Annotated in this window: 22 protein-coding genes; 9 read left to right on the top strand and 13 right to left on the bottom strand. The window is 57.5% G+C overall.

All coding sequences use genetic code 11. From position 1 onward, the window contains the following. Positions 1–210 precede the first annotated feature (210 nt). The 5 genes from ACYVGU_RS14160 (at position 211) to ACYVGU_RS14140 (ending at position 5,890) form a co-directional block, all read left to right on the top strand. Positions 211–1,041: a prephenate dehydratase gene (locus tag ACYVGU_RS14160; RefSeq protein ID WP_460622607.1), complete on the top strand. Its 831-nt coding sequence runs from the start codon at positions 211–213 to the stop codon at positions 1,039–1,041. 62 nt (positions 1,042–1,103) lie between these two features. Next, positions 1,104–2,291 carry a pyridoxal phosphate-dependent aminotransferase gene (locus tag ACYVGU_RS14155; protein ID WP_460622606.1) on the top strand — a complete coding sequence of 396 codons (1,188 nt, stop codon included), beginning with the start codon at positions 1,104–1,106 and terminating at the stop codon, positions 2,289–2,291. Positions 2,292–2,413: 122 nt separating this feature from the next. Then, a complete protein-coding gene (locus tag ACYVGU_RS14150) occupies positions 2,414–3,259 on the top strand; it encodes a Rossmann-fold NAD(P)-binding domain-containing protein (RefSeq protein ID WP_460622605.1) in 846 nt (281 codons plus the stop codon). A 207-nt stretch (positions 3,260–3,466) separates the two neighbouring features. Then, positions 3,467–4,570 (top strand): chorismate mutase, encoded by a 1,104-nt coding sequence (locus ACYVGU_RS14145; RefSeq protein WP_460613266.1) that lies wholly within the window; start codon positions 3,467–3,469, stop codon positions 4,568–4,570. Between the two features lie 246 nt (positions 4,571–4,816). After that, on the top strand, positions 4,817–5,890 hold the full coding sequence (locus tag ACYVGU_RS14140) for an alpha/beta hydrolase family protein (protein ID WP_460622604.1): 1,074 nt from the start codon (positions 4,817–4,819) through the stop codon (positions 5,888–5,890). Between the two features lie 39 nt (positions 5,891–5,929). Here the strand turns inward: ACYVGU_RS14140 and ACYVGU_RS14135 are convergent, their stop codons facing one another. Then, positions 5,930–6,742, bottom strand: a complete 813-nt coding sequence (locus ACYVGU_RS14135) for a tetratricopeptide repeat protein (RefSeq protein WP_460622603.1) — start codon at positions 6,740–6,742, stop codon at positions 5,930–5,932. Positions 6,743–6,904: 162 nt separating this feature from the next. Between ACYVGU_RS14135 and ACYVGU_RS14130 the strand changes: the two genes are divergently transcribed. After that, positions 6,905–8,290, top strand: a complete 1,386-nt coding sequence (locus ACYVGU_RS14130) for a lysophospholipid acyltransferase family protein (protein WP_460622602.1) — start codon at positions 6,905–6,907, stop codon at positions 8,288–8,290. 220 nt (positions 8,291–8,510) lie between these two features. Here the strand turns inward: ACYVGU_RS14130 and ACYVGU_RS14125 are convergent, their stop codons facing one another. The 4 genes from ACYVGU_RS14125 to ACYVGU_RS14110 form a co-directional block, all read right to left on the bottom strand. Then, positions 8,511–9,164: a hypothetical protein gene (locus ACYVGU_RS14125; protein ID WP_460622601.1), complete on the bottom strand. Its 654-nt coding sequence runs from the start codon at positions 9,162–9,164 to the stop codon at positions 8,511–8,513. Beyond that, the gene (locus ACYVGU_RS14120; RefSeq protein WP_460622600.1) at positions 9,164–9,991 is read right to left on the bottom strand and encodes a metallophosphoesterase family protein; all 828 of its coding nucleotides are present in this window, start codon (positions 9,989–9,991) and stop codon (positions 9,164–9,166) included. Before ACYVGU_RS14120 ends, ACYVGU_RS14125 begins: the two co-directional genes overlap by 1 nt. Positions 9,992–10,248: 257 nt before the next feature. Beyond that, on the bottom strand, positions 10,249–11,904 hold the full coding sequence (locus ACYVGU_RS14115; RefSeq protein WP_460622599.1) for an FAD-dependent oxidoreductase: 1,656 nt from the start codon (positions 11,902–11,904) through the stop codon (positions 10,249–10,251). Positions 11,905–11,971: 67 nt separating this feature from the next. Further along, positions 11,972–13,366, bottom strand: coding sequence for a sensor histidine kinase (locus ACYVGU_RS14110; protein WP_460622598.1), 1,395 nt, complete (start codon positions 13,364–13,366; stop codon positions 11,972–11,974). Positions 13,367–13,725: 359 nt separating this feature from the next. Here ACYVGU_RS14110 and radA point away from each other — a divergent pair, with 359 nt between their 5' ends. From radA to ACYVGU_RS14095, 3 genes are all read left to right on the top strand, one after another. Continuing rightward, positions 13,726–15,114 (top strand): DNA repair protein RadA, encoded by a 1,389-nt coding sequence (radA, locus tag ACYVGU_RS14105; RefSeq protein ID WP_460613258.1) that lies wholly within the window; start codon positions 13,726–13,728, stop codon positions 15,112–15,114. Positions 15,115–15,402: 288 nt separating this feature from the next. Then, positions 15,403–16,860 carry a TlpA family protein disulfide reductase gene (locus ACYVGU_RS14100; RefSeq protein WP_460613257.1) on the top strand — a complete coding sequence of 486 codons (1,458 nt, stop codon included), beginning with the start codon at positions 15,403–15,405 and terminating at the stop codon, positions 16,858–16,860. Positions 16,861–17,012: 152 nt separating this feature from the next. Then, a complete protein-coding gene (locus ACYVGU_RS14095; protein ID WP_460622597.1) occupies positions 17,013–18,035 on the top strand; it encodes an SPASM domain-containing protein in 1,023 nt (340 codons plus the stop codon). Between the two features lie 49 nt (positions 18,036–18,084). On the opposite strand, the gene ACYVGU_RS14090 is transcribed toward ACYVGU_RS14095, so the two are convergent. The 8 genes from ACYVGU_RS14090 to ACYVGU_RS14055 all read right to left on the bottom strand — a co-directional run bounded on the left by ACYVGU_RS14090 (position 18,085) and on the right by ACYVGU_RS14055 (position 24,665). Beyond that, positions 18,085–18,735, bottom strand: coding sequence for an outer membrane beta-barrel protein (locus ACYVGU_RS14090; protein ID WP_460622596.1), 651 nt, complete (start codon positions 18,733–18,735; stop codon positions 18,085–18,087). A 173-nt stretch (positions 18,736–18,908) separates the two neighbouring features. After that, the gene (locus tag ACYVGU_RS14085; protein ID WP_460622595.1) at positions 18,909–20,204 is read right to left on the bottom strand and encodes an erythromycin esterase family protein; all 1,296 of its coding nucleotides are present in this window, start codon (positions 20,202–20,204) and stop codon (positions 18,909–18,911) included. Between the two features lie 93 nt (positions 20,205–20,297). Next, complete coding sequence (locus ACYVGU_RS14080) at positions 20,298–20,639, bottom strand: hypothetical protein (protein WP_460613253.1); 342 nt, start codon at positions 20,637–20,639, stop codon at positions 20,298–20,300. 133 nt (positions 20,640–20,772) lie between these two features. Next, positions 20,773–20,973, bottom strand: coding sequence for a FeoB-associated Cys-rich membrane protein (locus ACYVGU_RS14075; RefSeq protein ID WP_460622594.1), 201 nt, complete (start codon positions 20,971–20,973; stop codon positions 20,773–20,775). Between the two features lie 67 nt (positions 20,974–21,040). Next, positions 21,041–21,838 (bottom strand): inositol monophosphatase family protein, encoded by a 798-nt coding sequence (locus ACYVGU_RS14070; RefSeq protein ID WP_460613251.1) that lies wholly within the window; start codon positions 21,836–21,838, stop codon positions 21,041–21,043. Positions 21,839–21,890: 52 nt separating this feature from the next. Continuing rightward, positions 21,891–23,585 (bottom strand): apolipoprotein N-acyltransferase, encoded by a 1,695-nt coding sequence (lnt, locus tag ACYVGU_RS14065; RefSeq protein WP_460622593.1) that lies wholly within the window; start codon positions 23,583–23,585, stop codon positions 21,891–21,893. Beyond that, a complete protein-coding gene (gene rsmI, locus ACYVGU_RS14060) occupies positions 23,575–24,321 on the bottom strand; it encodes a 16S rRNA (cytidine(1402)-2'-O)-methyltransferase (protein ID WP_460613249.1) in 747 nt (248 codons plus the stop codon). Before rsmI ends, lnt begins: the two co-directional genes overlap by 11 nt. 95 nt (positions 24,322–24,416) lie before the next feature. Continuing rightward, complete coding sequence (locus ACYVGU_RS14055) at positions 24,417–24,665, bottom strand: 4a-hydroxytetrahydrobiopterin dehydratase (RefSeq protein WP_460622592.1); 249 nt, start codon at positions 24,663–24,665, stop codon at positions 24,417–24,419. Between the last annotated feature and the right edge of the window lie 138 nt (positions 24,666–24,803).

The raw sequence follows: 24,803 nt of genomic DNA, 5'->3' as shown, positions 1-24,803 counted from the left end.
CCTCTCGACAACCTCGGGAGGCGCTTTTTTTACGCTCACACAGTACCCCACATGTCTGCTCAGCACTTCTTTTATTACGGCTATTACTACTTCTTTTTTACAAAGAAGCGGGGCCCGATTTGCCGAAACTGACACAAGAGCAGCACCACAGCAAAACCCAAGGCCCCGCACCCCGGAGGCCTTTTTTATTGCCATTTCATCACCAGTACCATGCTCCCCACTGTTGCCATCCAAGGCTTTGACGGTAGTTTCCACCAGATAGCCGCCCGCCACTACTTCGGCCCCGAAACGCTGACTGCGCCTTGCGCCACATTTAGCGAGGTAGTGCGCCAGGTAGCCACTGGCAGCACGGGAGCTGGGCTAATGGCCATTGAGAACTCCATTGCCGGTAGCATTTTGCCCAACTACACGCTGCTGCGCAAGTCGGGCCTGCGGGTGATGGGCGAAGTGTACCTGCGCATCCGCCAGCACCTGATGGCGCTGCCCGGTCAGCAGCTTTCCGATATCAAGGAGGTGCACTCCCACCCCATGGCCCTACTGCAATGCGCTGATTTTCTGAACGATTACCACCATTGGCAGTTAGTAGAAACAGAGGATACCGCCCTGAGCGCCCAACGCGTACGGGAGCAGCAGCGCTCAGGTGTGGCGGCAGTGGCTGGTAAGTTAGCCGCCGAGCTATATGATCTGGAAATTCTGGCCGAAGACATTCACGCCGAGAAGAAAAACTACACCCGTTTTCTGGTAGTAGCCCGCCCTGAAAACACTCTGAAAGTAGAGCAGCCTAACAAAGCCTCGCTGTATTTCCACACCTCACATGCTCAGGGCAGCCTGGCGAGGGTGCTGGTGCGCATTGCCGATCTGGGCATCAACCTTTCCAAGCTGCAGTCGTGCCCCAAACCGGGCAGCACCTGGCAATACTACTTCCACGCCGACCTGGAATTCGACCAGCCCGAGCAGCTGCAAGCTGCCCTGCGCGACATTGCCCCCGTGACGGAGAAACTGGAAGTGCTAGGAGTGTACCACAAGGGCACCACGCACTAAAAAACACTCATCAGAGCTGTCATTCCTCGCCTCACCTAGGATAACAGATAAACGCCTACCTCATGCAAGTCCCCGTAGCCAGCCGCCTTCAGCACACCCAGGAATACTACTTCTCGCAGAAGCTGCGTGAGATTGATGGCCTGAATAAAGCCGGCAAGCAGATCATCAACCTGGGCATCGGCTCTCCCGATATGCCGCCGCACCCCAACGTGGTGGCTGCCCTGACGCGCGCCGCCGAGCTGCCCAACACCCACGCCTACCAGAGCTACAAAGGCGTACCGGCGCTGCGCCAGGCCATGGCGGGCTGGTACCAGCGCCAGTACGGCGTTGCGCTGGACCCGGAGTCGGAGATTTTGCCGCTGCTGGGCTCCAAGGAGGGCATCATTCATGTGAGCATGACGTTTTTGGAGGCGGGTGATGAGGTGCTGATTCCGAACCCCGGCTACCCGGCCTACCGCGCTGCCGCGCACCTGAGCGGCGCCACGCCCCTCGACTACGACCTGAAAGCCGAGAACAACTGGCTCCCCGACCTCGATGCCCTGGCCCAGCGCGACCTGAGCCGGGTGAAGCTGATGTGGGTAAACTACCCGCACATGCCCACCGGCACCGCCGCCGATGCCGCGTTCTTCACCAAGCTAGTAGCCTTTGCCACAGCGCATAACATCCTGCTGGTGCACGATAACCCGTACAGCTTTATCCTGAACACGGAGGAGCCCCAGAGTCTGTTGGCGGTGCCGGGCGCGCGGGAAGTAGTACTGGAGCTGAACTCCCTGAGCAAGTCGCACAACATGGCGGGATGGCGTGTAGGCCTGTTGGCAGGCCGCGCCGATCTACTGCAGGAAGTGTTGCGCTTCAAAAGCAACCTCGACTCCGGCATGTTTCTGCCCGTGCAACTGGCCGCCGTGGAAGCCCTGAACCTCGATGAAACCTGGTACGCCGAGCTGAACGCCCACTACCGCGCCCGCCGCGAGCTAGTGTTCGAACTGCTCGATACCATCGGCTGCCGCTACGACCGCAACCAGGTAGGCCTGTTCGTATGGGCTCCTATTCCGGCGGGCTACGCCGACGGGTACGCCCTCAGCGACGAGCTGCTCTACAATGCGAATGTGTTCATCACGCCCGGCGGCATCTTCGGGAGCAACGGCAACAACTTCATTCGGGTGAGCCTGTGCCAGACCAAAGAGGTGCTGCAGGCGGCGCTGGGCCGCATCAAGCAAGCCCAGCAGCTCAGCCCTTCCGCATCAGTTTGAGAGGAACGGAGGGCCTGCTCCCGCTGCAACGGTATCGTCGGGGAGCATGCCTGATGTTCGCAGGTCCTTCGCTCCACTCAAGCACAGCAAACACACTACTTCACCCCCTCACCATTTCACCAATGGTAGTCACGATAATAGGAATTGGCCTGATAGGCGGCTCACTCGCCCTTAGCCTCAAAGAGACTGGCCTAGCGCATCATATCATTGGTGTAGATCAAAGCCTTGAAAACCAGAAGCAAGCCGTAGCGCTAGGCCTGGTTGATGAAATAGAAGCCGACCTGGCAGCAGCGGTTGGCCGCGCCGATCTGGTAGTAGTGGCCGTGCCGATGGATGCCATGCTGCATGTGCTGCCCCAGGTGCTGGATGCCGCTACTGAACGCCAGGTAGTCATTGATGTCGGCTCCACCAAGGCAACATTGCTGGCCGCCGTAGAAGACCACCCCAACCGCGCCCGTTTCGTGGCGGTACATCCCATGGCAGGCACTGAATATTCGGGCCCCTCGGCCGCCATTCCCGGCTTGTTTCGCGACAAAACCCTCGTGATTTGTGATGCAGCCCGTAGCGCCGAAGATGCCGTAGCACGGGTAGAAGCAGTATTTGGCCGCCTAGCCATGCGCTTAGTCTACATGGATGCCACGGCCCACGATTTGCACACGGCCTACATCTCGCACATCTCGCACATCACTTCTTTTGCCTTGGCCCTCACCGTGTTAGAGAAAGAGAAAGAAGAACAGCAGATATTTGCATTGGCAAGTGGTGGATTTGAGTCGACGGTACGCCTTGCTAAAAGCTCGCCCGATATGTGGGTGCCCATTTTCCGCCAAAACCGCGTGAATGTGCTGGATGTGCTAGACGAGCATATCCACCAGCTCCAACACCTGCGCGAGCTGCTGAATCAGGAAGACTACTCGGCTGTTTATCAACAAATCGAGCAAGCCAACCTGATCAAGAAGATTTTGAAATAACAGAGCTAGATGCTAGCTCCCCTCCTCAGATGAGGAGGGGTTGGGGGTGGTTGACAATCGTTGAACGTTAACTAGCTCTAATTCTAAAACCCGTGCTAGGCCACATCAACCACCCCCAGCCCCTCCTCATCTGAGAGGGGAGCCTAAAATAAAAAGTACTCCCCGGCCTCCCTAGGCCACTCCAACTGAAAAACTCAACTACCTATAATGGAACAGCTCATCACCTCCCCCGCCGACCAGGCCGAACACAAGACCTTCTTGGCCAAAAAGCCCCTGATCATCTCTGGCCCCTGCTCGGCCGAGACGGAGGAGCAGCTCATTGAAACCTGCACCCGTCTGGCCGCAACCGGCAAGGTTGATATGCTGCGCGCCGGTATCTGGAAGCCTCGCACCAAGCCTGGCCTATTTGAAGGTGTGGGCACCAAAGGCTTGCCGTGGCTGCAGAAGGCCAAGCAGCTGACTGGCCTACCAACTACCGTGGAAGTGGCCACACCCAAACACGTGGAAGATGCGCTGGCCTTCGAGGTAGATGTGCTCTGGATTGGGGCCCGCACCACCGTAAACCCCTTCTCGGTGCAGGCCGTGGCCGATGCCCTGCGCAACACCGATGTGCCCGTGTTCATCAAGAACCCCGTGCACCCCGACCTGGACCTGTGGATGGGCGCCGTGGAGCGCCTGGCGAAGGCTGGCGTCAAGAACATTGGCCTTATTCACCGCGGTTTCTCGAGCTATGGTAACACCGAATTCCGCAACGCCCCGATGTGGCACCTGCCCATCGAGATGAAGCGTCGCCTGCCCGACATGCCCATCATCTGTGACCCAAGCCACATCTGCGGCAACCGGACTGGCCTAGCGGGCATCGCGCAGAAATCCATTGACCTGGACTTCGATGGCCTGATGCTGGAATCACACATTGACCCCGACAACGCCTGGAGCGACGCCAAGCAGCAGGTAACGCCCGAGCGTCTCGCTGAGCTTCTGGATGGCCTCATCTGGCGCCACGAAACTACCGACCAGCAGGAGTTCATCACGGTGCTCACCACGCTGCGCGAGCAAATCAACCAGCTCGACGACGAGATTCTGCACCTACTGGGCCGCCGCATGCAGGTAGCCGAGAACATCGGTACCTACAAAAAGGAGAACGACATTACCATTCTGCAAACCAACCGCTGGAATGAAATTCTGGAGCGCGGCGTACAGAAAGGCAACCAGCTCGGCCTCACCAAAGACTTCATCCTGAAGTACTTCGACGCCGTTCACTTGGAGTCTATTAACCGCCAGAACCGCGTCATGAACCGCGAGAATTTGTAGGGTTCCGTAGGCTAGGCCACTTAGAGTGGTTGATGTGGCTTACACACGACCGTCATTCTGAGCTTGTCGAAGCATCTCTACCGCAATGCTAACTCTTTTGATTAGCTCCGGTAGAGATGCTTCGACAAGCTCAGCATGACGGTCTGCTTTTAAGGGCTATAGGTTTGCTAACCTACAAACACCGATAGGCCTAGTGGGCTTTCGGTCAGTTCTTTCTACTATTGAAGAACTAACCGACCCCACCTCATGACCGCACCTCTCCTCACCCGCCTTACTGGCCTAGCCATAGCCGCTGCTCTCACCATCACCGGCTGCCAGCAGAAGCCCGACGCCCCGTCGGCTCCTTCCGATAAGTCGCCCAATACCGTCACGACGGGCTATTTGCAGCCGTTTGAAACGGGTGTTCGGAGTGGAGGAGTACAGCTGATTCCGATTAAGACACCCAAGGGCACGTTCAACGTCTGGACGAAGCGGTTTGGGACGGGCAAGATTAAGGTGCTGCTTCTGCACGGCGGCCCAGCCATGACCCATGAGTACATGGAGTGCTTCGAGAGCTTTTTTCCGCAGGAAGGCATCCAGTTCTATGAGTACGACCAGCTCGGCTCCTACTACTCCGATCAGCCTCAGGATGACGACCTGTGGCGCACGGAGCGCTTCGTAGATGAGGTGGAGCAAGTACGCCAGGCCTTGGGCATTGATAAGTTTTATGTGCTAGGCCACTCCTGGGGCGGCATCCTGGCCCTGGAGTACGCCCTCAAGCACCAAGACCACCTGGCGGGCCTCGTCATCTCGAACATGGTGGCCAGCATTCCGCGCTATGATGCTTACAATAAGACACTTCGAGCCCAGTTGCGGCCTAGTCTGCTGGACTCCCTGGAGAAGTTTGAGGTGAAGAAAGACTACCACAATCCCACGTATGAGGACCTAGTGTTCAAGAACTACTACTCCCAGCACCTGCTGCGTATGGCCGAGATGCCCGACCCAGTGGCGCGCTCGTTCAAGCACGTCAATCAGCACGTATATGAGCTAATGCAGGGGCCGAACGAGTTTAAAACCGCTGGCCGCCTGCTCACCTGGGACCGGTGGAACGACCTCGATAAAATCACGGTGCCCACCCTCATGATTGGCGGCCAGTACGACACCATGAACCCCAAAGACATGGAAGAAATGAGCCATAAGGTGAAGCAGGGCAACTACTTGCTCTGCCCCCAAGGCAGCCACATGAGTATGTGGGACGACCAGCAAACCTACTTCCGCGGCCTCACCAAGTTCCTAAAATCTGTGAACGACGGCACGTTTAAAGCAGGTACCACACTGTAAAATACCAGGAGCGCGAACCGTGCGGTTCGCGCTCCTTTCTTATTGGGCTTTAGGGGCCGTGGCAGATTTTAGGCGCGCCTCAATTTCGCTGAGTAGGAAGGCTGCATCGTCTTTGTGGTGCTTATCGTCGTAGAGCTCTACGGCACGACGGGCATGGGTTTGGGCTTTTTCGAACTCCTTGAGCTCCAAGTACACGAAGGCCAGGTTCAGGTGCGAAGTAGGGTAGTTTTTGCGCAGCTGAATGGAGCGCTCAAACGGAGCCAAGCTTTCTTTAAACTGGCCTAGGCGCTGATAGGCATAGCCCAAAGCGAAATACGAGAGGTAGTCGCCTTGGCCGTGCTCGTGGGCTTGCTGGTAATGCTGAACGGTGCGCTGAAATACCTCGTCCTCGCCTAAGTCTGGCTCGGCACAATCGCACTGCTGCACGGCAAAGTAGTAGTCGCCGAGGGCGCGGTCGAGCTTGTAGTTATCGGGGTACTTCTGTTTCAGCGTTTCCAGCACGCGGCGCACCGGAAAGGTATAGCGCACTGAATCTTTGCCCAACTGGCGCAGGCTGTCGATGGAAGGCGCCAGCAACGACAGGTCGCGGAAGGCGAAATACGTCAGGCCCTCGGTGCCGATATGGTAGTTCAGGGCCACCTCCGTTTTCTTGAGCGCGACGGCGGGCTCCACGTTCATCTGATCCAGAAACTTGAGCAGTTTCCACGCCGATTCGTAGCGCCGCTCCAGCACCAGCTGGTTGGCCCGGCGCAGGCCCGTGGCCTGGGCAGCGGCCTCAGCGGCGGCCGTCGTTTGGGCTAAGCTCACCAGTGGGGCCAACACTACCCCCAGAAATACAAGCAACAGACGCATAATAGGCAAGTCAAAACGTACCTCAAAGATGCTGGAAATTGCGCGGATGCCGCTCACTCGGCCCGCGGTGCTCCGTCCGATGTTACGGCAACACTCGTAAGCTCGACAACTTGCGGCTCACTTGCCTATCCAATCCCACCAAAATCTGCCTTTCTTGCGGCTATGCTTTTCTATACAGTGATGAAGCCCCTGGTGCAGGTGGCCCTACGTGTGTTTTTTCGGCAGCTGGAGGTGCGCCACCCCAAGCGCCTTCAAATGCGCGGCCCCTTGCTCATCGCCAGTAACCACCCCAACACCCTGATGGACCCGCTGGTAGCGGCCATTAACCGGCGGCAGCCCATCGCATTTCTGGCCAAAAGCACCTTCTTCAAGAACCCGATTGTGCGAGCCATTATGGAGTCGGGCAACTCTATCCCGATTTACCGCCGGCAGGACCTGGATACCGGAGCTGAAAATCTGACGCCGGCCCAGCTTGAGGCCCAGAATGAAAAAGCCTTTGGGCGCTGCTACGATTACTTTGATAAGGGCGGCACCATCATGATTTTTCCGGAAGGCACCAGCGTGGCCGAGCGGCGGCTGCGGCCCCTGAAAACCGGTGCGGCGCGCATTGCGCTAGGTGCCGAAGCCCGGCACAACTTTACACTGGGCGTGCATATCCTGCCCATGGGCATAAATTACTTCGATCCTCAGCGGTTCCGGTCTGATGTGTTTGTGGACCTAGCCGAGCCGATTAGGGTAGCCGATTACGCCGATCAGTACCACCAAGACCCCGATGCCGCGGCCGATGTGCTCACGGAGGAAATCCGGCGACGCATGGAAGCCTGTCTGGTGATTACGCGCACGGATGAGGAAGATGAGCTCGTGACCCAAGTGGAGCGCACCTTCGGCCAGCACCTGATTCAGGACGACGAAGACACGCTCTACGACAACTTCCAGCTGAGCCGGACCTTGCTAAAAGCCGTCCGGTTTTTTGAAAACCACGATGCTGGCCGCCTCGCCGAGTTACAGCAAAAAATGCATGCCTATCATCAGGAGCTCACCCGCCTGCGCCTGACGGATGAGGCCCTGGAAACCCGCACGGATGATGGCAGCAGCCGCACCAGCCGCGCCATTGGGGCAGGCATTCGGCTGCTGCTGGGGGCGCCGCTGTACCTGTATGGCGTGGTCAATAACTATCTGCCGTATATCATTCCCTCGCTTACGGCCAAGCGCGCTACCACTGATGTGGTGTTTATAGCCCCCATCATGCTAGTGACGGGCATGCTCACGTTCACACTGTTTTATCTGGCCCAAACGGCATTGGTACATTCCCTTACCCACAGCTGGCTCTGGACGATACTGTATTTCATTAGTCTGCCGCTGTCGGGGTTCTATGCCCTGAGCTACTGGGGAAACCTGGCCGGACGCCTGCGCAAGCTCCGGGTGCTCCGCCTGTTCCGGACGGAGCGGCCCGTGGCCGAACGCCTGATCCAGCAACGCACGGAACTACTGCAGTTGCTGCGCGCAGCCCGCACCACGTACCTGGAGCATGTGAGCGTAAACGAATAAGCGCCGCCTAGCGCACGGCGAGCCGCTGAGCAGAACCGCTGTGTTGTTCGGGTTTGCGCCCGGCTAGGACCTAGTAAATGCTGAGCAGGAGCGGTGCTTCATGTTGGGCCGGCTTTACTAGCCCTTCACCTCTTCCAAACCGACGGTTCAGCCACGTTGCCGGCCTAGTGCTTCTGGCTCCTGAACAACAGGCTGGGCGATACCAAGAAAGGGTAGCGCGCTAGAAATCAAGTTTTACGCCCAAGCTCAGGGTCAGAATATCGGCTGGCGACAGGCCCTTCGGATTCTGCACGTAGCTGATAACGTACAAATCATTGGAGCCTAGCTCATAATATGCCGAGAGGTTACGGGGCCGCCCTGATGCCGTGGGCGCCAGCGCGTAGCTCAGGCGGCTACCCAGCAAAGGCCCAAAACGCGTATCGGTAGAAAACCAGTAGTAGCCTTTAGGGTATTGGCCCGGCTTTTCCTTGTTGGCAATGCCGCTGGTGTAGCTGACGTAGGCCCCCACAGAAAGCGGTTTTATGGCCCACTTCTTCCCTACCGGCACATGCCAGGGCGAGTACGTAAACTTGGCCGAAATCACGGTAAGGGCGGAGCCAGCGTATTTTTTAGGCACATAGCCCAGCAGCACATCCAGGTCGGTGCGCTCCTGCCAGAAGGAATAGCCCGCGCCCACCGTCACCATGCCCAGCCCACCGCCAGTTTGCGCCACAAAATGCCGCGGGCGATACCACGGGTGCGTACTGTCAGAAGGCACCTGCACAACAGTTGAAGCTGAAGTGCTACCTAGGGAGTCAGGGGAAATAGAAGCGGGCCCGGCAGCAGCGGCGAGCGGCGTGGCGGCCAGGGCCGCCAATAGAATGCGCGGTACCATTAGAACGTTACTGTTTTCAGCCGAAACTGCTTGTCGCCCCACACCGTTACCACTAGGTACTGGCGCGTGTCAAAGGCCGAAGAATTGATATAGGTCACTCCATCACCGAAGGCCTCGCCAATGCTGAAGGAGTGGCGGTGGCCATTCATTTCGAACGCCAACCGAGGCGCTTCCCGCAGGGCCGTTACATACGCATCGCGCACGGCCGGGTCAAAATCAACATCCTGCGGGGGCACATGCGAGACGATAATCTGGCGGCTCGTCGACTTATCCTGCAGCTCCTGGTTTACCCAGTTCATGTCCGGAATGCGGCCATTAAAGTTGTACTCACGGCCGTTGGTATCGGTCATGATAAACTTGGTGTCGCCGTAGGTAAAGGAGTAATTCAGCGGCCCGAATATTTTCTGGTAGGCTTCACGGCCGTTGCCCACCTGGTCGTGGTTACCGATAACGGTGAGGTACGGCACTTTCAGGTTCTGCAAGTGGTCATCTACCCAGTGCATTTCGCGGGCCAGGCCGAAGTCGGAAATATCGCCGGCCACCAGCATAAACTGCACGCCGGGCTGCTGATTCACACTTTTCACCAGATCCTCTGCCTCATCATAGAAGCGCTGCGAGTCGCCGGTGAACACAAAGCGCAGCGTATCGCCGGCAGGCAAAGGAGTTTGAGCCAAGCGCGCCAGATGCTTAGCAGTCAGGTCCTGCTTATGATGAGGTGAGCGGTGGTCACTGGGGCTAAATTCCAGCATCTCGCAGCTGCCCAGCAAAAGTGTGGCGGCTACGGGCAGGAAAGTAAGAGAAGGAAGGTTTTGGAAAAATGAGCGCATACGCCTCGGCACGAAAAACAACAGCAAACGGCTATCCTTGTGAATAGCCACAACGCTATATACCTCCAAACCGAACGGATGGTTTTCGTCAAAACCGCATGGAAAGACCTGCTACGCCTGATTAGGAACCTCGCGTTTCCAATTGTAACCCGCACTATTACCTACTAAGGCCCAAAATTGAGAAGCAGGCAGGCCCAGCCATACGGTTGAGTTTCCATAAAAAAAGTTGAAAGTCTTGCCCGCTACCCCATCGGCGCCTACTCATCGAGGTACTGATGCACGAATTTGATGGCCATACTTCCCTCTCCAACGGCCGAGGCCACCCGGGCCATAGCTCCGGCCCGGCTGTCGCCGGCGGCAAACACTCCCGGCACGCACGTTTCGAGCAGATACGGCTCCCGACGGGGGTGTTTCCAGGAGGCCGCGTAGCGCGGATCCGTTACCAGGTCACGGCCCGTCAGCAAGAATCCTTTGCTGTCGCACACGATGGTATTGCACACCCATTCGGTGCTGGGCTTTGCTCCAATGAATACAAAGAGGGCTCGCGCGGGTCGGCGCTCCAGCTGGCCTTCGCGTTTCAACATCACTTCTTCTAGGTGGTCGCCGCCGCACACTTCCGCTACCTCTGTAAACGGCAGCAACTCAATGTTCGGCGTCTGGCCAATCTGCTCAATCAGGTAGCTCGACATGGACGCGGCCAGGCTTTCGCCCCGAATCACGATGAACACCCGTCGGGCATACGTTGCCAGATACATGGCCGCTTGCCCCGCCGAGTTGCCGCCGCCTACGATGTACACATCCTGCTCCTCGCAGGAACGCGCTTCAGTGCGGGCAGCCCCGTAATACACACCCGCTCCGCTCAGGCGGTCCATGCCAGGAGCCGCCAAAGTGCGGTAGCTAACGCCGGTGGTTAGTATCACGGCCCGGGTCCGGACTTTATTTCCGTCGCTGAGGGTGAGCACCTTATAGCCATCCTGCACGCACATTTCGGTTACTTCCTGAGGGGCTAGTATTTCAGCGCCAAGGCGCACGGCCTGGGTCCAGGCGCGGTGAGCCAGCTCCGTACCACTGAGCCCCGTCGGGAAGCCTAGGTAGTTTTCAATACGGGAACTGGTGCCCGCCTGCCCACCCGGCGCCTGCCGCTCAATCACTAGAGTCCGGAGCCCCTCCGAAGCGCCGTACACGCCGGCGGCCAAGCCTGCCGGGCCCGCCCCAATCACGACTACATCATACAGTTCCTGCGAGGCCTGCACCGTTAGGCCGATACGCGTGGCCACCTCCGTGGCCGAGGGGTTGGCCAGCGCCGTGCCATCTTCCAGCACCACCACGGGCAAGTCGTGGGTTGAGAGCCCCTTCTGGGCTAGTAAAGCCTGGGCCTCAGCGTCAGTTTCATAGTCGAGCCACTGGTAGCCCACCATATAGCCCGCCAAAAAATCTTTGAGGTCGTGGGAGCGGGGCGACCATTGAAAGCCAATCAGCCGAACGCCATTGAACGGCGGCTTGTAGCCGACTTCCCAGGCCCGCAGCAGGTCGTGCAACGTAGGATAGAGCAGTTGCTGGGGCGGGTCCCAAGGCTTCATGAGGTAGTGGTCGAGGCGGGCCGAGTTGATAGCCCGGATGGCCGCCTCGGTATCGGCGTAGGCCGTGAGCAGCACGCGCTTAGCATCGGGGTACAGCTGGCGTGCCTGCGTAAGCACCTCTACACCTTCTATATCGGGCATGCGCTGATCGGCCAAAATCAGCGCCAGTGGCTCTTCCCGATCTTTCAGCTCCTGAATGGTAGCCAGTGCTTCGCGACCCGAGCTGGCGCGCAGTACCCGGTAGTCGCGTCGGAACTCCTGGCGTAAATCCCGATCAATGGCCGTCAGAACCTGCGGATCGTCGTCAATGCAGAGAATAACAGGCTTTTTCATAGTAATCAGAGGCAAGTGAGGGAAGGCAGAAATACGATAGATAAGATGAGCGCAGGACCGCTAGGTGCTAAAGTGCCGGCAACCACACACCAAATTCCGTATGGCCGGGCTCCGACTGCACCTCCAGCCGGCCGCCGTGCTGTTCTATAATTCGCATGGCAATATCGAGCCCTAATCCGGTTCCCTCTCCGGCAGGCTTAGTCGTGAAGAAGGGCTCCATAATATGAGGCAGCACGTCGGCCGGTATACCGGGTCCATTATCAATCACAAACACGCGCACAAATTCGCCTTCCTGCCGGGTACGCAGAATGATTTTCCCACCCGGCGGCAGCACATCAATAGCGTTATCCAGTAGGTTGGTCCAGACTTGGTTGAGGCTGCTGACCTGGCCTTTTACTAGGGGTAAGGTGGGTGCATAGTCGCGGATGAGCTGCACTTTCTCTTCGCGCATGCAGTAGCTCATCATGTTCACGGTGCTGTCGAGGCCGGTGTGCACATCCAAGGGCTCGAAGTTGCTACCCCGGTCCATGTGGCTGTACGTCTTCACGTTGGCCACTAGGGTAGTAATGCGCGTTCCGGCTTCTTGCACATCTAGCACCAGCCGGCGGGTAGTAAGCTGGCCTTCCAGCCAACTGAGGGCGGCGGGGCGGGCGGGCTCGGGTAAGTCGGCAACTACCGGCTGTAATGCTTCCAGCGTCAGGCCCGCATCCAATAGGCCCGCGGCCAGTTGGTAGCCATCGGGCACGCCCTGCGTTTCCAGCCAGTCCGAGAGTTCATCCTCGGCATCAGCGCGAGCCAGCGGTGAACTAGCGGGCGGGGCAGCCGTTACGGGTGCAGCAGCCAAGGCAGCCAGGGCCGATAGGGTTTCGGGGGCCGGACAATAGCGCACAAACTCCAGCAGCAGCGCCGGCTTGGCTTGCAGCAGAGACGTGAGCGTTTCGGTGGCTCGCATAATGGCCGCGGCCGGATTATTTAGCTCGTGCGCCAGCCCCGCTGATAGTTTGCCCAACGCCCGTAGCTTTTCGTCGCGCTCTTGGTGGCGCGCCTCCAGCCGGGCCCGGTCGCTCATCAGGCCCACTAGCCGCTGCACCAGCTCAGGACTTTCCTGTTCCAGCTCCGGAAACAGGGCACGGTGGAGCACAAACACCTCGGTTTCGCCAACGGCCACTCCGTGCCCGCTAATCACGCGCAACCGCGAATACGGTAGCACGCCACTAATCTGGCCAGCATCAATCCGGAAGGCGGGCTCCCGGTTTCCATTGCGCACAGCATAAAACTGTAGGCCGCCTTTGAGCACCGCCACCATGTATTGGGCTTCGTCGCCGGCACTCAGGATGGTTTCGTTGGGCGCAAAGTTTCGTCGCTCGCCATGGCTGGCCAACCAGTGCAGGGTAGCAGGGGGCAAATCATTAAAAATCGTGATTCGGGTAAGCTCTTCGGCAGCAATAGCAGCGGTGGTCATGGCAAAGCAACTAACGGTAGGTAAGGACTACTTCTTTCCACGGCTCGCCTCTATAGCCAGCACATGCCTTCGGCAGACGGTTGAAGGTATAAGTTACTTTGAATTGGTTGAGTTTCGTAGGCTTTGCCCTACCACACGACCTAGTCTTTTCCGGTGCACCGTGCAGGGCGTTGCGGAAGCGACGCGGCCTGAAGCGGCCCCTTTTCACAGCGGATGCCAGTCTGTTACCAATAGCTTAAGCCTTCTTTTCTTACGAATATCAAAAAGCAGCGCGGGCGGGTAAAAAGACGTTTCTTGCCAAACTTTTTAGCTCCCGGCTGCATTCTTTAGTTTCCCCTTTTGCATCTCAATCAAGCGGCATGGCCAAAGTTAAAACCCTGTTTTTTTGTCAGAATTGCGGCGCACAGTCGGCTAAATGGATTGGCCGCTGCCCTAGCTGTGGCGAGTGGAACACCTACGTAGAAGAGGTAATTGAGAAAACCGACACCAACACGGCGGCCAATGCCTGGAAGGCATCTACGGCGGTGGGTACCACCTCTAAAGCAGCCAAGCCGAAGTCGCTCGGTGATATTGTGTACGAAGAGGAGTCGCGGCTGAATACCCACGATGCGGAGCTGAACCGCGTGCTAGGTGGTGGTTTGGTGCCAGGCTCCTTGGTGCTGATTGGCGGCGAGCCGGGCATTGGCAAAAGCACGCTTATGCTCCAGATTGCCATGCAGTTGCGCAATCTGCGTATTCTTTACGTTTCGGGCGAGGAAAGTGAGCAGCAGATCAAGATGCGGGCCGAGCGCCTGGGCCAGCAGCACCCCGGTCTCTACATCCTCACCGAAACCAATACCCAGAACATCTTCCGCCAGATTGATCAGCTCCAGCCCAACGTGGTAGTTGTTGACTCCATCCAGACGCTGCACAGCACTATTGTTGAGGCGGGCCCGGGCTCTGTAAGCCAGGTGCGCGAGTGCACCACAGAGTTGCTTAAGTACGCCAAAGATACGGGCGTGCCCGTGCTGCTCATCGGCCACATCACCAAAGACGGCTCCATTGCTGGCCCCAAAATTCTGGAACACATGGTAGATACCGTGCTGCAGTTTGAAGGCGACCGTCACCTGACCTACCGCATTTTGCGCACCATCAAAAACCGGTTTGGCTCCACTTCGGAGCTAGGGATTTATGAGATGCAGGGCTCGGGGCTACGGCAGGTAAGCAACCCCTCTGAAATTCTGTTGAGTCAGCGCACTGAGCAGCTGAGCGGCATTGCTATTGGCGCCACCCTGGAAGGCAACCGCCCCCTGCTGGTGGAGGTACAGGCCCTGGTAACGCCGGCTACATACGGTACTCCGCAGCGCTCCTCTACCGGCTTCGATAGCAAGCGGTTACAAATGCTCCTAGCTGTATTGGAGAAGCGAAGCGGTTTGCGCTTAGGCCAGCATGATGTGTTCCTGAACATCGCCGGTGGCTTACGCCTCGAAGACCCCGCATTGGATTTAGCCGTGTGCGCCGCCGTGGTAAGTTCCCTAAATGACATCCCGATTCGGGGCGAAATATGCCTGGCCGCCGAGGTTGGCTTGAGCGGAGAAATCAGAGCCGTAAGCCGGCTTGATCAGCGCCTGGGAGAATCAGAAAAGCTGGGCTTCGCCGAAATGTACATTTCTCAATTTAATGCCAAAGGCCTCGACCTCGCGCGCTATGGCATTCGGGTACACCCGGCCGGCCGGCTAGATGAGGTACTAACGGGTTTATTTGGCTAAAACACTAGGTCATGGGAGCAGTAAAACCGCTAACTTGCTCATACTGAAGCCCAGCCAGGAAATCTACAATTTATGTAGCTTCTTGGCTGGGCTTTCCTAAGTGTTCAAAACTTTGGGTTTGCGGGTCAGGTTACGAAAAAAGTAATATATCGGATTGGACTTTCTCAACCTTTCCACCGTATCTTCGGTAGAAGAATTGACTTTTACCGCGAAACACCTTACTCCGGTTGCCTGATCCTGACATGTTTCTGTCAGATTTGGGGTTCTGGTTCTGACGTAGCTCCTTCAATGGCCAATAGATCTACCTTCACTGCCGCCTTGCTATGGGCGGGGCTGCTGGCCGCCCCTTTGCTGGGCCGCGCCCAGGGCACCGTGGTCCTGACCGGTAAGGTCAGTGGCCGTACTGCTGACTCGGTTGCCGTGTCCGTCCGCGAAAATCCGCTGGATGTAAAAGAGCAGATTACCTACGCCCGCTTGGACTCTAAAGGTGAGTTCCGGTTGGCCCTAACGGTACAAGGCCCCACCCGCGCCGACCTTGTGTACGGCGACGACGTGGTAGACATGTACCTGGAACCCGGCAACCAGATGGAAGTCCGCTTCAAGGCTACTGATTTGGCTGGCACCGTTCGCTACAAAGGACGTGGGGCCGAGGCAAATACGTTCCTCAGCGAAATGGACGACAAGTTTGTGGAAAATGATGGTTTTCAGGTACTTCCTGATAACATCATGCTCTATGAACCCGGCTTTCTTTCTTTCCTAGACTACCGCCGCAAAGAGGAGGTAAAGTTTATGGAAGCGAGCATGGAAGGCCTGAGCCCGGCCTTTCAGCAATATGTAAAGGCAGAAATTGAGTATAGCTACGCCAACGACCGGCTCACCTTTCAGGACTTGCGCGAGCAGGTAGTGGCAACGGAGAGCCGCCTGAAAATGTCGCCTACGTACTATGACTTCCTGAACGATAAAGCCCTGATCAACAATCCGGCGGCGGTTCAGAGTGAGCAGTACCAGGAGTTTTTGCTGAACTACATCCACTCGCTGGCCATCACCAACGGCAAGCAGCGCACCGACCCCGATTTTTATCAGGTGTGCTATGATTTGGCCAAAAAACAATTAAGCGGCCTCGTGCAGCCCATCATCATGGGGCGTGTGCTCAAGGAGTCGTTTCGGTTTGGGCATGTGAAGCAGTCAGCAGCTATGCTGGCAGACTACCGCTCCGTAGACGCCAAGAATAGGTATTACCCGCTGCTACTCCAGGATTTTGAGACGCATAAGGCATTTGCCATCGGCTCGCCGGCACCCGACTTCACTTTGGTATCGGCCACCGGCGACTCCGTTACGCTTAAGCAGTTTGCGGGTAAGCTCATCTATATCAACTTCTGGCGCACTACCAGCGGCCTGGCCCTGCGCGACTTGCCATATGCGGCGGACCTAGCCAAGAAGTTCGACGGCAAAAACATTGTATTCCTGAACGTTGCTCTTGATGAGAACGAAGGGGCCTGGAAGCAGTTGGTTATCAGCAAGAAGCTACCCGGCGTACACGTGCGCTCAGCCGGCGGCCTGCGCTCAGCCATGGCCAAAGCGTATGCCGTACAGGATGTACCTAGCTATTTCTTGCTCGCTGAAGATGGTACCTTCCTCAACACCAAGCCTAAGCGCCTCAGCAGCCGGGCCGCTGTAGATGAAATTAAAGAGTCTTTTGGGAAGGCCAACACCTACAGCAGCACGCTACCCGTAGACAGTAAGTAAACCGCTCTCCATTTTTATTAGACCAAAAACGCCTATTGCCACGCGGCAGCAGGCGTTTTTGTTTGTTACGAAGCTGGTGATACCCGAGGGTTGAGCGAAGTACGCTTACGGCCTGACCAGACAAGCCCCGGCACCGTACCTTTACCACCAGCATGGCTTCCTTACTCACCGACGGACTTAACTTCTTTTCAAAAGCTACCCCCACCCGCGTCTGGAATGGGGCGCAAGTAGTGGGCGGCTACGTGCTAAGCAAGCTAACGGGCAAGGCTCGGCACTGGGGGCTGCCCGTAGCGCTGTCCTTCGAGCCTACTACCAGCTGTAACCTTCGGTGCCCGGAGTGCCCTAGTGGCCTGCGTTCCTTCACTCGGCCCACGGGTATGCTGCCTGATGAGCTATTTCGTAAGACCATTGATGAGGTTGCCTCCCGGCTGTGGTACCTGATTTTCTATTTTCAGGGCGAGCCATATCTGCACCCTAATTTCCTGGACCTAGTGAAGTACGCGGCAGGTAAGGGCATTTACACGGCTACCAGCACCAACGCGCACTACCTCAACGATACCAATGCCCGCCGCACCGTGGAAAGCGGCCTTGATCGGCTGATCATTTCCTTGGATGGCACTACGCAGGAGGTGTACCAGCAGTACCGCGTGGGCGGCAAGCTGGATAAAGTGCTGGAGGGCACCAAAAATCTGATTAAGTGGCGTCGGGAGCTGAAGTCGCAGAAGCCGCGGGTGGTGTTTCAGTTTCTGGTTGTTCGCCCCAACGAGCATCAGATGGCCGAGGCCAAGCAGCTGGCCAAGGAATTGGGCGTAGATGATGTGTGGTTCAAGACCGCTCAGATCTACGATTACCAGCACGGCTCCCCGCTTATCCCGACCATCGACTACTACTCGCGCTACGAGAACAACCAGAACGGCACCTGGAGCATCAAGAACAAGCTGGTAAATCACTGCTGGAAAATGTGGCACTCCTGCGTGATAACCTGGGACGGACTGGTGGTGCCCTGCTGCTTTGACAAAGACGCCGAGTACCGCCTAGGTGACCTGAAGCAGCAAACCTTCCGCCAGCTCTGGCACGGCACCAAGTACCGCCAGTTCCGCGCCTCCCTGCTCAAAGGCCGCGACCAGATTGAGATGTGCCGCAACTGCACCGAAGGCACCAAAGTGTGGGGTTAGCGGTGCAATAGGAAGCTTGCTGCAATACCTACTGCACCGCTAGCCCCTGTTAATGGCCAAACCGGTAGCGCAGTCCAATAGAGCCAGACGTGGTGAGTACGTTCGGGGATTGTAAGCCCAGGTTGAGGGTTCCCTCGCCCACCGCCTCTAGGCCAGAGAAAAGGCGGTAACGGACACTAGGACCTAAACTAAGACCAAAATGGTTGGCTTGGCCGTTTCGCTCAAAGAAGGCGGTTTCACCCGGCCGGTTGAAGTTAGGAACATAGCCCTTCTGGTGATAGGTATTATGGTCTAGGGTAAACCCGCCCAACGCATCTACCTGGAAGCGGTGGCTTAGGTCGCGCGTAAGAGTATAACGCCCGAGCACCGAGATATTCAACGACGTGTTGCGGCGGTCAGAGGCATATTCGGCGCCCGGAGCATAGCTTAATTCGCTAAGCATGCCTACGTAGGAATGCGTGCTGCTGGTATAGGACGTACTTACCTGTACCCCCAAACGAGGACGAAGTTGGTAGCCGAGGGTGAGCTGTACTGGGGGCCACTTGCTGTTATCTAACCCACGGCTGGCGCGCTGGTACCAGTTGGTGTAAGCTGAAACACCCACATAAAATCGGGGTGTTGGGGGTTCAGTAGCTTGCGCTACCCCCAGAAGTGGAAGTGAAAGAAAAGCGGTACCAATGCCAATAGACCGGATGAACATACACGTAGTGCTATAAATGGTAGGAGAAACCTGGTATTATAAAGCTGAGTACTGATGAGAATCCGAGGCGCTCCAAATCGTTGCATAGCGAAGACTAGAAATAAAATATCCGTGTGCCCCGGCTTTATGGCGGCGGGACACACGGACTGTATAAATAGTTAGTAAACAGTTGCTTATTCACCCCATGGGTACATATCCGGCGGGGTATGCTCGGCCGGATGGGTAGGCAGCGGGTGCAGGGCGTGGGTCTTGTCCAGAAAGAGAAAGGCATCGTAGCGCTCTGGCAATACAGAAGGCACGTAGTTACCGAACCGCTCGAACTCAGGCCGGTACACTACCCCAATAGCACGGTGCCCAATGGGCTGGCGCAGGACGTCGTGGCCGCGCAACTCCGAGGAGAAAAGCAGGGCATTGTCGCCGCCGAGTTGCTGATGCAGCAGGTTTTCCCAAGAACCATGGGTAGCTTCGGGTACGCTCATACGTTCGGGGGTAGCGCCCCACTTTTTGCCGGCAATTACGGAGCCTTGATAGGAGCCAAAGCCCACGGCAAATACATTTTCACGGCCATAGGCTTCGCGAGCGAGTTGGCCCACGTTTACCATATCGTCGCGGCGCATGTCGGTGTAGCGCGCATCGCCGATGTGCGTATTGTGCTCCCAGATAATGACTTTGCTAGTGGGTCCGTGGAGGTCAAGCAGGCGCGTTAAGGTTTCCATCATGTGCCGATCACGCACGTTCCAAGAGGCCGAGCCGCCCTGAATCATAGCCCGGTAGTAGCGTTCCGCATTCACGGCTACTAAGGCGTTCTGCTCGGCATTAAACTGCTCCTCACGCTCCGGTAAGCCGGCGAGGTGCTGGGTGGCCACCTGCCGGCGCAGCGTGTGCAGCATGTGGGTTACTTCATCTTCACAGTCTTTCGAGACGAAGGCCACGGCTTCAGCGTATTCCTGTGGGTCGTCGCCGTAAGGCTCAAAGCAGCGGAAGGCCTTTTGGGCGGCGTGCACAGCGCCATCGCCTTGCTTTTCCACGTAGCGCAATATTTCCTGCAAGGAGTCCCAGAGGCTGTATACATCCAGACCATAAAAGCCAATGCGCTCCGCCCGCGGCAGCTGCCGGTTGTGCTGGTGCAGCCATTCTACTAAAGCCGCTACCTCCCAGTTGCCCCACATCCAGGTAGGCCACCGGTTAAAGTTACTTAGCAGCCTAGCGGCTGTGCCATAGGTCACTTCATCCTGCTTGATGGCGGCGTTCACCTCAAAGCAATCGGGCCAGTCGCCTTCCACCGCTATAAACCCGAATCCTTTTTCCTGAATGAGCCGCTTGGAAAGAGCAGTGCGCCAGGTGTAATACTCCGAGGTTCCGTGCGAGGCTTCCCCTAGCAGCACAATGCGGGCATCGCCAATAGCCTCTATCAAGCGGTCGAGGTCAGCGGCAGAGTGAAGCGGGTGAGTGGGCAGCGGCGTCTTCATTGCTGAGTTTGGTAAGGGCGGAAACGACAGCGTGCGTCGCAACGGAGTTGCGGCGCACGCGAGCAGGTAGTACTAATTGGGCGCGGTGGGCGCCTACTTGTGGTTCTTGGTCAGGTTTTTACCCAAGTCTTCTACCTGTTTCAGGAATTCCAAGGCATCGGAGTCACCGTAGGTACCATAGGCCGAGGAAATAGTACCCCGGACACCATCGGTCGTTTCCAGCGCATAGAGAATCGACATGTCATCTGGGTCGCTTTCACCTTCAAAGCGGTAAAAGTCCACGATGGTTACTTCCTCAGGGCCGTAGCTTTTGGCGCGCTCGGTATCCAGGGTGTGCAAGCGGCCCTCCGTCACGCGGAAGTCTGCCGTAAAGCCGTCTTTGTTGAGTTTCTGTTCTACGTTGACGAGCGAGCGTTCTTCTTCTTTGTCTTGCATGATGAGGGGCGTAGTTAAGGGAGAGGTTGACAGGGGGCCGAGGCAGGCAGGGCCTGCAAACGAAAAGCCCCCGTACCGGCTATACGTAGCCAGTACGGGGACAGGTTATATCCGGATGCAAGAATATTGCGGGCTAGCGCGGACTTGCGTCGCGGGTGGCCGCTAGCTCAATGGTACGCTGTAACCGGTCTACATCAATCACGGAGCAGGCCCCGCCGCAGCCCTTGGCGCAACCCGCCTGATCCTTGGACATAAAGGCCCGCCAGAAGATGCGGCCCACGTAGAACGCAGCGCCAGCGAACAGCAAAGCAATGATGAGATATTGTATCCACATGATGGTCACAAAACTACGACAAGCTCGGAAAAGTTTGGTTTAAGCCGTGTGGTTTGCCTGGGCGCTCTTACTTCCAGAACTCCCGGATAGTCGCCTGCATTTCGTCGTGCACGTGGCCATTGCTGGCTACCACCTGGCGCCCGAAGAGTGGGTCGCCATCTTCCAGAAACTCAGTTACCCGGCCTCCCGCTTCGCGCACCAGCAAAATGCCCGCAGCTACATCGTATGAATTCAGGTTGAACTCGAAGAAGCCCTCGAAGCGGCCGGCAGCTACATACGCCAAGTCGGCGGCGGCCGAGCCTACGCGGCGCACCCCATGCGAGCGGCGCATGAACGCCCCCAGAATCTGGAGGTAGTCGTCCATCAGGCCGAAATCAGTGTAAGGGAAACCGGTGGCAATAAGGGAGTTATTCAGGTCGGGCACATCGGTTACGTGGATGGGCACCTCGTTGCAGAAAGCCCCGGCGCCTTTGGCGGCCCGGAAGCATTCGTCGCGCACTACCTCGTACACCACACCCGCTACTAGCTCCTGATGATAGATCAAGCCCACGCTCACGCAGTACACCGGCAGGCCGTGCACAAAGTTGGTGGTACCATCCAAGGGGTCGATAATCCAGTTGTAGCCGTCTACGCGGTCAGCGCCAACAGTGCCTTCTTCCGTGATGAAGCCCGCCTCGGGTAGAATTTCGCGCAGACCGGCCACCAACAGTTTTTCGGTTTCCTTATCTACATACGACACTAGGTCGTGCACGCCTTTGGTTTCGATATGGCTGCGGTCGAAGGTCAGGGCTTCTTGGCGGATAAACTGACCGGCGTGGCGCGTAACGGCTGCCAGCTGAAAGCTAAGTTGATTGTAATCAAGCATTAGAAGAAAAATGTAGTCATGCTTCGTGATGCAGGAGCATGACGGTCTGGAATTATAGGCGAGCTACTTTCCTGCGGTGCAGTACGGCCCATACGGCCGTGAGAATCAGCAACAGGAAGGCCGCTATCTGGCAGGCGGGCCCGATTAGCTCGCCGTACCGCACGTAGAACGTTAGCTCGGTATTCAGGTGCACGGTGGCGCGGCTGACGGCCTGCACCCACCAGCCGGTCCGCTGGGTTATCTCGCCTTTCTGATTGATAAACGCGGAAATACCGGTATTGGCGGAACGGGCAATGTCGCGGCGGGTTTCAATGGCGCGCAAGGTGGCATACTGCAGGTGCTGGTTGTGGCCCGGCGAATCAGACCACCAGCCGTCGTTGGTGATGATGCCAATCAGCGAAGCGCCGTCGCGCACGTAGTCGCTCACAAAGTCGCCGTAAACGGATTCGTAGCAGATAACGGGGGCCACGCGCAGGTTGGGGGTAGCGGTGCGGTACACAGTTCGCTCGGGTTGAGAGCCTAGTCCGCCGGCCGTACCACCCAGGTCAATGACAAACATGGAGAGCCACGGCGGCACGCCTTCTACGCCTGGTACTAGGCGGCTTTTGTGGTAAAACTCCGCTGGGCCCGTGTCACTGCCCAAATGCAGGGCAGTGTTAAATACATCATAATAGCCTAAGTCTTCGCGGAAGCGGGCGGTAGGGCTGGCTTTTTCTTTAGTAGGACCATACTGGCCCACGGTCGTCAGGCCGGTAATGAGCTCCACGCCCGGATGCTGGCCCAGCCACTGCCGGATGCGCATAATTTTAGGGTAGCCCTCAATGCTGGCCTCGAAGTACGTTTCATCCAGCGAGGTTTCGGGCCAGAGCACCAGCTTGGTTTGCGGGGTGAGGTTTTGCTCGGTGAGTGTGAGCAAACGGGTCAGCTGTTGATCGTGGGGAATGAAATTGGCGCCTCCCTCAAACTTCTCCTTAAAGGGGTCCACGTTCGGCTGGATCACGAGCACCTCAGCCGTAGGGCCTTTCTCCTGATACTGGCTTCCGATAAGAAAAGACGCGGCTATGGGAAGTGCCACCGCGAGTACCGGCCATAACCACTTCAGGCGTAGTGGAGGGGTAGTACCAGCCGCCGCACCAGCACTCCGAAAGCCAAACCATGCCCCGAACACGAGCAGGTTCACGGCCCAAATCCAGACGGAGCCGCCCAGGAAACCGGTGTACTCATACCACTGCACCAGGTAGTTAGCTTGCGCAAAGCCGTTGCCGAGCGTCAGCCAGGGCCAGGTCAGGAACCAGTGCAGGTGCAGCTGCTCAAAGGCAATCCAGTAGATGGGCAGGGAAAGGTAGCCGAGCCGCGGACCAAAGTGCTTCTTGGTGTGATAGAAGGCGGCCAGCGGCATGGTCATCATCAGGGCGTTGCAGATAACGGCCGTGATGCCGCCGCCCAACGTGCTGTAGCTCACCCAGTAGGTAGTGAACAGGTTCCAGAGCACGAGCAGCAAATAACCGTAGCGCCATATTTTCCAGCCGCTAGCCCCGCGCTCCGTGAGAAGCTGCTCCATCCGCAGAAACGGCACCCACGCCACCAGCAGCACCAGCGCCAACGGAGCCGGATTTACGGGCCAGCCCAGCCACAGCAACGCCGCACCCAGCAGGGCCAGCAGGCTCGGCAGCCAGAAAGCCAACCCCGAAACCGGCAGGTTGGCGGCCGTAATGGGGGTAGCGGAAGCAGTTGATTTAGTCAGCACGATGTTCGTCGGTATAGCGGTCTTCTTTGGCGCGCTCTTCTTTGTGGCCTTGCACCACCAGCACAATTTCACCTTTGATGGCCGCGCGGGCCGCAAAGTTGGCGGCCAGCTCGGAAAGCGGAGCCGTTACGGTTTCTTCAAATAGCTTGGTCAGTTCGCGGCTGACGGATGCCGGCCGCTCCGGACCTAGTACTTCGGCCAGCTGCTCCAGGGTCTTGACAATCCGGTGCGGCGACTCGTAGAAAATCATGGTGCGGGTTTCGCCAGCCAGCTCTTTAAGGCGGGTTTGGCGCCCTTTCTTCACCGGCAAAAAGCCTTCGAAGGTAAACCGCTCCGCCCCAAACCCCGACTTCAGTAAGGCAGGCACAAAGGCCGTAGCGCCGGGCAGGCACTCCACCTTTAGGCCCCGGGCCAGACACTCGCGCACCAACAAAAAGCCGGGGTCAGAAATTCCGGGCGTGCCTGCATCCGATACCAAGGCCATGGTTTCGCCTTTTTCGAGGCGCTCCAACAGGCGCTGCACCTGCTGGTGCTCGTTGTGGAGGTGGTAGCTGAGCATCGGCTTTTTCAGGCCCAGGTGCTGCATGAGGCGGCCACTGGTGCGCGTGTCCTCGGCTAGCACGGTATCTACCTCGCCCAGCACCCGAATGGCCCGCAGGGTAATATCCTCCAGGTTGCCAATGGGCGTGGGCACCAGATACAGAAGCGTGGGAGCGGGAGTAGCAGTCGTCGTCATACAGCAGCAAAGGTAGAGGAGTTAGCAGTTGCAAGTAGTGGGTTGCGGCGTACGGGTACTAGGCCTTGCGTAGCGGGCAACCGATTACTCGTCACTCACTCTCCGCCGTATTCGGCCGCCAGCTGATCAATGGCGGCGGCCAGCTTGCGGTCTTTGTCGGTTACTGTGTTGCCGGCATCGTGGGTGCGCAGACGGAAGGTTACCACGTTGTACTCATTGCTCCACCACGGGTGGTGCTCCTGGTACTCGGCTTCTTCTGCTACATCGCTCATGAAGCTAAAGGCCATTTTGAAGTCTTTGAACCGGAAAGTCCGGGTAAGGGCGTTGTCTTGTTCAGTCCACATAGGGTAGCGCAGTTACAGGGAGGAAGTGCAAGGTAGGCTGCCCGTCCCGGAAACACACACGCCGCTACCATAGGGCTGCCGCGGCTGGCACTTGGGCCCCAGAACCACCCTAGCCCACTACCTTTGTGGCTTGGCTGA

Source organism: Hymenobacter tenuis, from assembly GCF_054780495.1.
Note: the sequence above shows the minus strand (reverse complement) of the source record. Positions and strands in the feature narration are given on the sequence as shown.